The organism is Actinomadura sp. KC216, assembly GCF_004348535.1.
Lineage (GTDB): Bacteria > Actinomycetota > Actinomycetes > Streptosporangiales > Streptosporangiaceae > Spirillospora.
In genome coordinates, this window is the sequence record NZ_SMJX01000077.1 from 19,094 (window position 1) to 30,541 (window position 11,448).

The 11,448-nt window shown below is 72.6% G+C and carries 10 protein-coding genes and 1 rRNA gene; 4 read left to right on the forward strand and 7 right to left on the reverse strand.

The window, feature by feature from the left end; all coding sequences use genetic code 11:
* Positions 1–42: 42 nt before the first annotated feature.
* The 4 genes from E1264_RS15995 to E1264_RS16010 all read right to left on the reverse strand — a co-directional run bounded on the left by E1264_RS15995 (position 43) and on the right by E1264_RS16010 (position 4,639).
* Positions 43–1,641 (reverse strand): acyl--CoA ligase family protein, encoded by a 1,599-nt coding sequence (locus E1264_RS15995; protein ID WP_132174171.1) that lies wholly within the window; start codon positions 1,639–1,641, stop codon positions 43–45.
* 104 nt (positions 1,642–1,745) lie between these two features.
* The gene (locus tag E1264_RS16000; protein ID WP_243710958.1) at positions 1,746–2,483 is read right to left on the reverse strand and encodes a GntR family transcriptional regulator; all 738 of its coding nucleotides are present in this window, start codon (positions 2,481–2,483) and stop codon (positions 1,746–1,748) included.
* A gap of 67 nt (positions 2,484–2,550) precedes the next feature.
* The gene (locus E1264_RS16005; RefSeq protein WP_132174173.1) at positions 2,551–3,426 is read right to left on the reverse strand and encodes a hypothetical protein; all 876 of its coding nucleotides are present in this window, start codon (positions 3,424–3,426) and stop codon (positions 2,551–2,553) included.
* A 49-nt stretch (positions 3,427–3,475) separates the two neighbouring features.
* A complete protein-coding gene (locus E1264_RS16010) occupies positions 3,476–4,639 on the reverse strand; it encodes a cytochrome P450 (RefSeq protein WP_243710959.1) in 1,164 nt (387 codons plus the stop codon).
* A 95-nt stretch (positions 4,640–4,734) separates the two neighbouring features.
* Between E1264_RS16010 and E1264_RS16015 the strand changes: the two genes are divergently transcribed.
* Positions 4,735–5,283 (forward strand): hypothetical protein, encoded by a 549-nt coding sequence (locus E1264_RS16015; RefSeq protein ID WP_132174175.1) that lies wholly within the window; start codon positions 4,735–4,737, stop codon positions 5,281–5,283.
* Positions 5,284–5,304: 21 nt separating this feature from the next.
* On the opposite strand, the gene murA is transcribed toward E1264_RS16015, so the two are convergent.
* The gene (murA, locus tag E1264_RS16020) at positions 5,305–6,609 is read right to left on the reverse strand and encodes a UDP-N-acetylglucosamine 1-carboxyvinyltransferase (RefSeq protein WP_132174177.1); all 1,305 of its coding nucleotides are present in this window, start codon (positions 6,607–6,609) and stop codon (positions 5,305–5,307) included.
* A gap of 105 nt (positions 6,610–6,714) precedes the next feature.
* Between murA and E1264_RS16025 the strand changes: the two genes are divergently transcribed.
* Entirely contained in the window at positions 6,715–7,533 is an 819-nt protein-coding gene (locus E1264_RS16025) for an aminoglycoside phosphotransferase family protein (RefSeq protein ID WP_165964201.1), read from the forward strand.
* Between the two features lie 505 nt (positions 7,534–8,038).
* Here E1264_RS16025 and E1264_RS16035 read toward each other — a convergent pair.
* Positions 8,039–8,632 (reverse strand): TetR/AcrR family transcriptional regulator, encoded by a 594-nt coding sequence (locus E1264_RS16035; RefSeq protein WP_132174181.1) that lies wholly within the window; start codon positions 8,630–8,632, stop codon positions 8,039–8,041.
* 64 nt (positions 8,633–8,696) lie between these two features.
* Here E1264_RS16035 and E1264_RS16040 point away from each other — a divergent pair, with 64 nt between their 5' ends.
* Both E1264_RS16040 and E1264_RS16045 read left to right on the forward strand, forming a co-directional pair.
* Positions 8,697–9,920 (forward strand): MFS transporter, encoded by a 1,224-nt coding sequence (locus tag E1264_RS16040; RefSeq protein WP_207935947.1) that lies wholly within the window; start codon positions 8,697–8,699, stop codon positions 9,918–9,920.
* Between the two features lie 861 nt (positions 9,921–10,781).
* Positions 10,782–11,276: a tetratricopeptide repeat protein gene (locus E1264_RS16045; protein WP_132174185.1), complete on the forward strand. Its 495-nt coding sequence runs from the start codon at positions 10,782–10,784 to the stop codon at positions 11,274–11,276.
* Between the two features lie 58 nt (positions 11,277–11,334).
* Here the strand turns inward: E1264_RS16045 and rrf are convergent.
* Positions 11,335–11,448 (reverse strand): 5S ribosomal RNA (gene rrf / locus E1264_RS16050); the annotation flags it as partial.

Consider the following 11,448-nt stretch of genomic DNA (forward strand, 5'->3'; position numbering starts at 1 on the left):
CGCGATCCCTCGCCCGGGACACTTCCCAGGAACCGCCGCTCCTCACAGGATCCGGCGCTCGCGTCCCGCCCATTCCCGCTCGCGGAGCTGGAACTTCTGGATCTTACCGGTGGAGGTCTTCGGCAGCTCGGTCATGAACTCCACCGCGTCGGGCGCCTTGAACCGCGCGAGACCCGCCCTGACGTGCTCGATCAGCTCGGCACCGGTCGCGGTGTGCCCGTCGCGCAGCACCACGAACGCCTTCGGGCGCTCGCCCCACTTGTCGTCCGGGATCGCGACGACGGCGACCTCCAGCACGGCCGGATGCGAGTCGATCGCGCGCTCGACCTCCACCGTGGAGATGTTCTCGCCGCCGGAGATGATGATGTCCTTGGACCGGTCGCGCAGCTCGACGTACCCGTCCGGGTGGCGGACGCCGAGGTCGCCGGAGTGGAACCAGCCGCCGCGGAACGCGTTCGCGGTGGCCTCCTCGTCCTCGTGGTAGCACTTCATGACGTTGTTGCCGCGCATGACGATCTCGCCGAGCGTCTCGCCGTCCGCCGGGACGTCGTTCATGTCGTCGTCGACGACGCGGAGGCCGTCGGTCTGGACCATGCCGACGCCCTGCCGGGCCAGCAGCCGGGCCCGGTCGGGCGGGGCCAGCTCCGGCCAGCCGGGCTGCGGCTCGCACACCGAGTACGGCCCGTAGGTCTCGGTCAGCCCGTACACGTGCACGATGTCCGCGCCGAGCCCCTCCATCTGCGCGATGATCGTCGGGCTGGGCGGGGCGCCCGCCGTCGTGACGGTCAGCGGCCGGTCGAGGGGGTGCGCCTCCGGCGCGTTCGCGATCGTCACCAGGACGGTCGGCGCGCCGTTGAGGTGCGTGACGCCCTCGGTGTCGATGAGCCGCCACACCTCCGCGGCGACGACGGCGCGCAGGCACACCTGCGTCCCGCCGATGGCGGCGAGCGCCCACGGCGTGCACCAGCCGTTGCAGTGGAACATCGGCAGCGTCCACAGGTAGACGCTGGCGGGCGTGTGCCGCGAGTGGACGATCTCGCCGAGCGCGTTCAGGTACGCGCCGCGATGCGTGTAGACGACGCCCTTGGGACGTCCCGTGGTCCCGGACGTGTAGTTGATGGAGATGGCGGCGTTCTCGTCGTCGACGTCCCGGGGCAGCGGGTCGTCCGAGCCGCGCGCCAGCAGCTCCGCGTAGGTGATGCCGCCGACCGCCGGGTCGGGCTCCGCACCGGCCGCCGGAACCGTGACGGTCTCCGGCAGCCCGCCCGCGAGCGGCGCCACGGACGGATGCAGCCCCGCGTCCACGACCAGCGCCTTCGCTCCCGAATGGGCGAGGATGTAGCGGATCTCGTCCGGCGCGAGCCGCGTGTTGATCGCGACGAGGACCGCCCCGGCGAGCGGCACCGCGAAATGCGCGACCAGCAGCTCCGGGACGTTCGGCGCCAGGTACGCGACCCGGTCCCCCGGCCCGATCCCCGAGGCGCGCAGGGCGTTCGCGAGCCGGGTCGTCTCGGCGGCGAACTCCGCGTACGTGGCCCGGCGGTCCCCGTACGCGTAGGCCGTCTTGCCGGGGAACACCTCCGCGGACCGGCTGAGGAACGCGAGCGGCGTCAGCGCCGTATAGCCCGAACCGTTGTGCATCGGGAGCCTCCGCAGCCGTCGTCCGAGGACGGTGCACCGGCGCCCTCGGCATGGATGTGACCTGCGTCTCAAGGATCGCACGCGGGCCGGGCGGCCGCCGCTGTCTAGGGCGCGGCGTGGCGCGGGGTCTCCAGGCCGAGATGGATGCGGTACCGGTCGGCCCGGTACGTGGCGAACGCGACCTCGGCGCAGACCCCGCGGCTGAACGTCCGCTGCCGCATGACGAACACGGTGCCGCCCGGCCGGATGCCCAGCAGCCCGGCCTCGCGGGCGTCCGCGGGGCCCGCGTCGATCGTCTGCTCCCCCGCGTCCATGAAGATCCCGAACTCGCGCTCCAGCACGGCGAACAGCGACGACTCCTGCGCACGGCGCTCGAACAGGTCGGGCGCGAGGGACGCGGGGATGTGCGAGCGCTCCACCGCCATGGGTTCGCCGTCCGCCAGCCGCAGCCGCTCCAGGACGTGCACGGCGATCCCCGGGGAGGCGCCGAAGTACCCGGCGAGGCGCGCGTCCGCCGGGATCGTCCGGGCGTCGAGGTCGCGGCTGCCCGGCTCCATCCCGCGGGCGCGCATGTCCGCGGTGAAGGACACCAGCTCCCTCGGCATCTGCACCTTGGGGCGGGCCACGAACATGCCCTTGCCGGGGATGCGGCGGAGCCGGTCCTCGGCGACGAGCAGGTCGACGGCCTGCCGGACGGTCATCCGCGACACCCCGAACCGCCGGGACAGCTCGCGCTCGGAGGGGACGGGCGCGTCCACCGCCAGCCGCTCCTGTTCGATCATGTCCAGGAGGATGGCGCGGAGCTGCATGTACTTGGGCAGGGGCGCGGAGGGATCGATCACCCTTCATGCATATCCGATCGCCGCTCGGAACCGCCCGGATTCGCGGGTCAGACCGGGCCCTTGCGGGTCAGATCGGAGCCTCGCGGGTCAGGATCGCCACGGCGCCGACGGTCGCGTAGCCGCGCCATTCCAGCTCGGCGGCGGGCGAGTAGCTCGCGAAGTCGACCCGCCAGCCGCCGTCGTCCTGCTGCCGCTCGTCGAGCCGCCGCAGCTCGGCGGCCACGACATCGGGGGCGAACAGCGCGCGGGCGGGCCGGTCCGGGTACGGCGCGAAGTCGAGCGGCCGCATCATCTCGTCCTCCAGGCCGCCCTGGACGTGCAGGAGCCCGCTCTCCGGAATGTGCCTCCCGAGCATCTCGACGACCTCGGTGTCGCGGGCGGCGTCGGCCAGCCACAGCGCGAACGCGAGCTCCAGCGCCTGCGGCTCCTCCCCCGCCTCCTCCTTCGCCCGGACGGTGTCGAGGCAGTAGCGGGTGGCACGGTCGAGCCACGGATGCGCGGCGACCGCCTTGTCGTGGACGGCGACCCGCTGCGCCATCGCCGCGACGACGGCCGTGATCTGCAGCGAGGACGTCTCCGGGTCTGCGCCCGCCCAGAACGGCGCGCAGCCCGCGGGGTCGGGGACGTGCAGCCCGAACGGCACGCCGCCGTCCGGCAGCGTCACCGATTCCAGCCAGTCGCAGAGCGCGACCGCCTCCGGGGCCGTGTCCGGGGCGAGTTCCGCGAAGACCTCGAACGCGTGCAGCGCGGGGCCGGGCTGGCTCGTCCGCGACCGCAGGTCGGGTTCGAGGCCGTGCCCGTAGCCGCCGTCCGGGTTCCGGTAGGCGTTCAGCGCGGCCAGCAGCGCGTCGCGGTCGCCGCCGCCCGTCAGCAGCTCGAACCGGCGGCGGTCGAGCGTGCGCGCGTGCGTGGCCATGAAGTCGGTTGCCTTGTCCAGGTCCATGACTCCAGCGTGGCCGCCGATTCCCCGTCCGTCTTGTAGTTTTCGGCCATCACCAGGTAAGGAACAGCTCCCGGGGCGAGCGGTGGATCAGGCTGGGCACCATCTCCACCGGCCCGTCCAGCCTGAGCCCGGGCAGCTCCCTGACCAACGTCTCCAGTGTGATCCGGACCTGCTCGCGGGCGAGGTGCGCGCCGGGGCAGGCGTGGGCGCCGTGCCCGAACGACAGGTGCCGGGCGGGCTCCCGGGTGATGTCGAACGTGTCGGGACGGTCATGGGCGTCCGGGTCGCGTCCGGCCGCGCCGAAGGCGACGAAGACCTCGGCGCCCTCGGGCAGCTCCGTCCCGGCGACCGTGACGGGACGGGTCGTGACCCGCCGGAAACCCTGGACCGGCGGTTCGTACCGGGCCGCCTCCTCCACCGCGGCCGGGATCAGCTCGGGCCGCGCGCACAGCAGCTCCCACTGGTCCCGGTCGCGCAGCAGGTGCAGGACGGCCGTGCCGATGAGGGCCGTCGTCGTGAGGTGCCCGGCGAGCACGAGGTTCTGCAGGTTCGAGATGAGCGTGCCGTGCGGCTCGATCGAGCGGATCATCTCACCGCACAGATCGTCCCCGGCGCGTTCCCCGCGGGCCCGCACGTGGGCGTCCAGGACCCGCTTCATGCCCGCGACGTCATGGGCGGCCGCGACCTGCTCCTGCGCGCTCATCGGCCGGAACACCAGGTCGTCGGCCCGGTAGCTGCCCGCCACCAGGCCGGGCATGTCGGCGGGGTCGAGGCCGAGCAGGTGGCCGAGCACCTCGCCGGGCAGGACGCGCGCGTACCGTCCCATCAGCTCGACCCGGTGCTCGGCGGCGAACGAGGCGACGAGCTCCCGCGCCCGTCCGGCAATGAACGGGACGGCCGTCGCGACGTGTCTCGGGGACAGCCCGCGCGACAGCGGCTCCCGCACCCGCCGGTGCTCGGCGCCGTCGGCGGTGAGCACGACGGGCGCGCCGCCCGGCACCGACCGCAGCACCGCCACCGCCTCCGGGGCGGGCACCACGTCCGGACGCAGCGCGTTCGCGGACGAGAACGTCTCCGCGTCGCGCAGGACGGCCCGCGCGTCGGTGTCGCGGACGACGAGCCAGGCGTCCAGCTCGGGGACGAACGTCAGCCCGTCCGCCTCCCTGGCCCGGCTGTAGGCGGGATAGGGGTCGCGCCGGTCGAACTCCACCACGATCGATCGTCCCTCCCTGCCGATGATCAACCACCGTAGCCGCCGGGCCGGAAAACGGAATGCGCCCGGCGTACCGCGCGGCCTAGCCTGGCGGCATGGAGGTCGCTTTCGAACGCACAGGTCAGCGCCGGTACGCGACCGTGGTCACGCTGCCCGGACGGCCGCCGCGCCGGATGGACCCCGCGCCCGGTTACGACGACGACATCCCGCACGACCTCGTCCACTATCTGGCCGAGGCCGAGCTCGGGCTGTCGTCCGGCGTCTTCGGGCGCGCCGCGGCGGGCGGCGGGGACGGCTTCGTCGAGACGGCCGAGACGCCGGGCGACCCGCGCCGCCAGGCCCGGGAGCGGCGCAGGATGAAGAAGCGCGAGGCGTCGCTGGGCAGGGCCGACCGCGGTGACATGGCCAGGTCCGAGTACTTCGCGGGCATGTGCGACATCGCCTGGCGCCGCCGCGCCGGTGCCGCCACGCCCGCGTGGGCCGAACGCCGGACGATCCCGCCCGAGGACGCCCCCGCCGTCGACCGGATCCTGACCCGCCTGGACGAGCTGGCCGCACTCTGGCGCGGCCTCCCGGTCGGCGGCGCGCTCACCTTCACCTGGCCGAACCCGACCGCGAAGGTCAGGCTCCCATCCGACGCCTAGCCGCCGAAGCCACGCCTACGCCTAGCCGTCGGCGCGCAGCGCGAGGCCGAGCGCCCGGAACTGCTCCACCGGCCGGTGGTAGCCGCGCTCGATGTGGTGCACGCCCCGCAGCGTGGACGGGCCCTCCGCGACCGCCGCCGCGAGGACCGCCGAGAACCCGGCCCGGATGTCGGGCATGGTCACGTCGCCGCCCCGGAGCTTGGTGACCCCGCGCACGACGGCCGAATGCAGCGCCGCCGTGTCGTGGTACCGGCACGCGGGACCGCCCAGGCACGTGTCGTAGACCTCGATCTCGGCGCCCATGCCCTGCAGCGCGGGAACGTACGCCAGCCGGTTCTCGTAGACGGTCTCATGCAGCACCGACATCCCGTCCGCCTGGGTGAACAGCACCATGAGGGGCGTCTGCCAGTCCGTCGCGAACCCGGGGTGGGTGTCGGTCTGCACGGCGGCGGGGCGCAGCCCGTCCGGCGCGGACGCCATGATCCACTCGTCCGTGATCTCGAACTCGGCGCCCATCCTGGTCAGCGTCGTGATCGCCGTGACGAGCCGGTCCTGGGGGCAGCCGTGCACCCGCACCTCTCCCCTGGTCACCAGGCCCGCCACCAGGTAGGAGAACGCCTCGATCCGGTCGCCCGCGAGCCGTGTCTGCGCTCCGGTCAGCCGCTCGACGCCCTCGACCACGATCCGCCGGTCGGGCGCGAACGAGATCCGCGCCCCCATCCGCTGCAGGAACAGCGCCAGCTCGATGATCTCCGGCTCGGTCGCCGCGTTCCGGATGACGGTCTTCCCCTCGGCCCGGACGGCCGCCAGGAGCACCGTCTCCGTCGCGCCGACGCTCGGATACGGCAGCTCGATCCGCGTTCCCACCAGCCGGGACGCCCGCGCGTGGATACCGTCGGGCTCGATCGTCACCTCCGCGCCGAACGCCCGCAGCGCGTCCACGTGGAAGTCGACCGGCCGCCGCCCGATCGGGTCGCCGCCGACCAGCGGCACGAACGCCTCGCCCGCCCGGTGCAGCAGCGGCCCCAGCATCAGGATCGGAATGCGGTTCAGACCGGTGAACGCCTTCCCGACGCTCGGGTCCGTCACCGGCCCCGGCACGACGGCGACGTCGCCGCCGGAGCGCTCCACGGCCATCCCGACGTGCTCCAGCATCCCCGCCGTGATCCCGACCTCGCCGACGTCCGGCGCGTTGCCGATCGTGCTCGGCCCGTCCGCCAGCATCGCCGCGACCATGTGCTTGCTGACCGCGTTCTTGGCGCCCCGCACGGTGACGTCCCCGCGCAGCGGCCCGGACGGCTCGATCCGCCACAACTTCTCAGCCATCCGTGCAGCCTACGACGTCCGGCGACCACCTTGCGGATTCACGCTGAGAGCCTCCTGGGTCAGCGGATTCGCGCCTCCGTGCCCGCCGCGCGCATCATGGGATGGATGATCGAGTCGTCCCCGCCCATCGAAGCGCTCACATGGGCCGCGCGGGCCGCGGGTGAACCCGTGCGGGTCGTCCGCCGCCTCCCGGGCGGAACGCATGCCGCCACGCACCTGCTCGCGACCGCCGAGTCCCGGCGGGAGCTGGTGCTGCGCCGCTTCCCGCCCGGCGACACGGCCGCGGCGGACGAGGCGCGCGTGCTGGGCGTCCTCGACGGGCTGGGCGGCCGGGCCCCGCGGCTGCTCGGCGCCGACCCGGACGGCCGCCGGTGCGGCGAGCCCGCCGTCCTGACCACCCGGCTTCCCGGTCGCGCCGATATCACGTCCGTCGACCCCGGCACCGCGGCCGTCCACCTCGGCCGGGTCCTCGCCCGCCTCCACGCCACACCGCCGGCTCTGCTCCCCGGTCTCCGCGACGGCATGGCCGCCGCGCTCGCGTCACCCGCGCGCGGACACGCCGACGCACCCGGCGCCCAGAAGCTGGCGGCCCACGTCCACCGGCTCACCGAGGCCGAGGAGGTCCTCACCCACTACGACTTCTGGTCCGGCAACGTCCTGTGGGAGGGCGGCGCCCTCACCGGCGTCGTCGACTGGTCGGGCGCCTCCCGCGCACCGCGCGGCTTCGACGTCGCCTGGTGCCGCCTCGACTGGTCCTGCTCCACGGCCCGCAAGCGGCCGAGACGTTCACGAACGCCTACCAGGACGCGGCGGGACGGCCCATCGCCGACCTCCCGCTCTGGGACGTGTTCGCCCTCACCAACTCCCATCACGCCGTCGAGAGCTGGCTGCCCAACTACCACGACCTCGGCCGGACGGACCTGACCGCCGAAGACCTCCGCGAACGCCACACCGCCTGGACCGGCGAACGCCTACCCCTCTGCCCCTAGCCGAGCTCGCCCACCGGAGCCACGAAGACGAGTTCGCGCCCTCGCTCGGCCACCTGCACGAAGCCGAAGCCGTCGATGGTCGCGAGCGAAGCGAGGTTCTCCCGGTCGATGGTCGCCGCCGATGGGCCGGGTCCACGGAATGGCCGACCTCCACCGTCCCGGCATCGTCCGGCCGCCCGTGAAGTCCGCCGTGCCCGACGGCCACGCACCGGCCACGGCCACGGCCACGTGGATGCTCCACGGCACGCTCGCGGGGTCGGACGTCAATTGGCCGAGACGCAGCCGCCAGACATTCCTGAACTCGGGACCGGCGAAGTATCCGGGCAGCTCAAACCCAAGGAGAGACCCGGCGCCCGCCAGGCCACCCCGCGAAAGCACCGCAAGCACGGGCGCCGGCACCCCTACGAGACGCACGCACACAGCATGCCGCACACGCGCTTCTAGCCCCTCCGGGCGACGTCCTCCGTCCAGGAGTCTGCGAGGCGGCACAGCTCATCGAGCGCGGCTTCGACACGCTCCCGGTCGCCCGTGGTGAGGATGTCGGTCTGGAGCCCGGAGTAGGCGCTGTTGAGGTAGGTGGCCTTGACGCGGGCCTGCCCGGGGTCGAGGCCACGGGCGATCAGCGCGCGGGCGACGAACTCGGCCCGTTCCGTCAGGAACTTCGGAACCCGGTCGCCGAGCCGCCCCGCCGCCGCGAGCCCCTCGATCTCCCGGACGAGCCGGGTATGGGCGAGGTTCTCGGGCGCGAGATGGCGACGCCAGGAGTCGCGGACGATGGCGCCGATCCCCCGCCCCGTGTCGTCCCAGCCCTCGGTGGCGCGAAGCTGCTCGTGCTGGACGTCGTCCAGCCGTTGCAGCAGCGCGGCGAGAAGGTCGTCCTTGTCTGCGAAGTGGTGGGTGAGGACGCGCGTGCTCTGCCCGAGCGCCTGGGCGATCGGACGCATCGACAGCCCGGACATCCCGTGCTCGGCGAGATGGTCGAGGACCGCGTCGAGGATCTCGGTGCGGCGATGCGGATCGCGCGGCCTGGCCACGGCAGGTCTCCTTCGTCCCGGGGCCCGTCCATCCTATAGGGAAACAAGTGTTACCTTAATGGGCATGCCCCTCTTTCGACGCCACCCGCGCGGCGGACTCCGGCTCGCCGCACTCGCCCTGACCGCCTTCACCCTCCAGACCGACGACTTCGTGATCGTGGGCGTGCTGCCCGCCATCGCCCGCGGCCTCGCGGTCACCGAGGCCGCCGCCGGACAGCTCGTCACCGCCTTCTCCGTCATCTGCGCCGTGGTCGCGCCCGTCGCGGCGGTCGCCACCGCGTCCTGGCCGCGGCGCCGCCTGCTCGCAGGCGGGATGCTGCTCTTCTGCGCGGCGAACCTCGCCGTCCCGCTCGCCGCGTCGTATCCGGCACTGATGGCGCTGCGCGTGCTGGCCGCGCTCGCCGCCGCCGTCGTCCTCCCGACGGTGTTCGCGGTCACCGCCGCGCTCGCCCCACCCGGACGCCAGGGCCGCGACCTGGCCACAGTCATGGCGGGACTGACCGGCGCGGTCGTCGCCGGCGTACCGGCCGGGACATGGATCGGCGCCGCGTTCGGCTGGCAGGCGACCTTCGTCGCGAACGGCCTCCTCGGCGTCGCCGCCCTGGCCTTCCTGCTCACCGCACTGCCGGACGTCGCTCCCCCACCCGCCGCCGCGATGGCGGAACGGCTCCGCCCGCTCGCACGCCCCGCCCTGGTGTTCGTGCTGCTCGCCGCCATCGTCGCCGTCCTGGGCAACCTGCTGTTCCAGACCTACCTGGGCCCGTTCCTCACGGACGTGGCAGGCGTGAAACCGGCCGGGCTCGGCTGGCTCCTGCTGCTGGCGGGCGCCTCCGGCATCGCGGGAGCGCGTCTCAGCGGCACCCTGGTCGACCGCATCGGCCCCGGGCGGACGTTCGCGCTCGCCGTCACCCTCTTCACCGCGGCGATGGCGGCCCTGGCGTTGTCGTGGACGCTGCGTCCGGCGCATGTGGCGATGGTCGTCCTACCCCTGATCGTGTGGTCGGCGGCGGCGTGGGCGGTCCCGCCGCCGGTGCAGGCACGCGCCCTGGCCTTCGCCGGAGCCCAGGCGGGTCCCCAGGCACTGGCACTCGTCAGCAGCGCCGTGTACCTCGGCGCGTCCCTGGGCGCCGGCCTCGGCGGCTGGCTACTAGGCGCCCTCGGCTCCGGGACGCTGCCCGTCGCGGCCGGAACCTGCGCCATCGCCGCCCTGGCACTGTTCACCCTGGCCGGACGCTCCACACCGGCAACCGCCCCTGCTTCCAAACAGACGCAGCACACTACGATCTGAACGTTCCAAGAACCGCGGCCGCGCCGGTGCAGATGTGTGGGTTGGCACCGGCGCGGCCGTGGGCTCGACATCAGTCGAACGGTCCAATTCTCCCCCATCACACACCGCACAGGCGTCGCACCCCCCACCTAACGACGATCTTGCAGGTAGGCGCCATCGCCACGCTCGTCCCACCCGACGGACGCACCACGACGATCACCCGTCGTATTCCCGAGACCATTCGGCACGCCCCACCACCGCCAATGCGGAAGGCCCCCAGAGACGCAATAGCGTCGCCCCGCCCAGATCGGCCGGCGGCACCGCCCACCAAACGCGCGCCTCGCTGCGTCAGACCCCGACCTCGATGCCGACAACAAGCACACGGGCCAGAAAGGCGCTGCCTGCGGGGCCTCCTGAACACGACCACGGCAACGCCGCCAGGCACTCTGACGGCAGCCCCGACATAGCAGTCTGTTAGACGGACGGCCGCCGCTATCTCCAATCCCAGACAGCCGCATCAAGCCGCACGCACCACCGACCTCGCCAATGCCCGCATTCAAGAAGGCCCAAGCATGCGCCCACATCCCCGCGATCGTGGTGAAGAACTTGTCCTCGCCCACCCGACGAACTGCCGCGCCGCGAACAGCTCCGCCAGCTCACCGTGGACCACACGGGCAGAGCCTCCCACCACTATTCGCCGCAGCCCCGAACAGGAACTGCTGATTCCGGCGATCGACCACACCAACCGGGCCCCGACACCTCCGGGGCACCCCGACCATGACCGTCATCCGCCGATCGTCCGAACCCTGGCTCGGGCTCCCACCTGCTGACATGTGATCGGTCGGCGGCCGACACTCGTCGCTCCCGCCCTATCCTGGACCAATGATCAACACCGGGCCGGACTGGGAACGGCGGATCGCCGATCTGTGGGCCACTTTCGACGACCACGAGCCCGAGGACTTCCTCGCAAAGGTCAAGGAGCTGACCGCAGAACGTCCGCCCGGCGACGCCATCGCCCACTACGAACTGGCATCGGCGCACGACTCGATCGGCAACGAGGCCGAGGCAGCGACGCATTACCGGGAAGCCTTCGCGGCCGGTCTCGAAGGATCGCGACGGCGTCAGGCGACGATCCAGTACGCCAGCACCCTCCGCAACCTCGGCCAAGCCGAAGAAAGCGTCGCGCTTCTCACCGCGGAACGCGACGCCCTCTCTGACGAGCTCGACGACGCCATCACCGCATTCCTGGCCCTCGCCCTCACCGACCTCGGACGAGACCGAGAGGCGGTTTCACTCGCCCTCGGGGCGCTGTCACGCCACCTTCCCCAATACAGCCGTTCGGTTTCCAACTACGCGCAGGCACTGATGGAAGATTAACTAACGCAGAAATAGAGAAGGCCCCGCCGTTGTCGGCGGGGCCTTCCCCATAAGAAATGTCCGGCGGTGTCCTACTCTCCCACACAGTCTCCCATGCAGTACCATCGGCGCTGAAGAGCTTAACTTCCGGGTTCGGGATGGGACCGGGTGTTTCCCCTTCGCCAAAACCACC

Coding starts and splice junctions, on each gene's coding strand:
- E1264_RS16005 (WP_132174173.1), bottom strand. CDS start 3,426: ATGGACCTGGACAAGGCAACCGACTTCATGGCCACGCACGCGCGCACG.
- E1264_RS15995 (WP_132174171.1), bottom strand. CDS start 1,641: ATGCACAACGGTTCGGGCTATACGGCGCTGACGCCGCTCGCGTTCCTC.
- E1264_RS16025 (WP_165964201.1), top strand. CDS start 6,715: ATGATCGAGTCGTCCCCGCCCATCGAAGCGCTCACATGGGCCGCGCGG.
- E1264_RS16015 (WP_132174175.1), top strand. CDS start 4,735: ATGGAGGTCGCTTTCGAACGCACAGGTCAGCGCCGGTACGCGACCGTG.
- E1264_RS16045 (WP_132174185.1), top strand. CDS start 10,782: ATGATCAACACCGGGCCGGACTGGGAACGGCGGATCGCCGATCTGTGG.
- murA (WP_132174177.1), bottom strand. CDS start 6,609: ATGGCTGAGAAGTTGTGGCGGATCGAGCCGTCCGGGCCGCTGCGCGGG.
- E1264_RS16040 (WP_207935947.1), top strand. CDS start 8,697: ATGCCCCTCTTTCGACGCCACCCGCGCGGCGGACTCCGGCTCGCCGCA.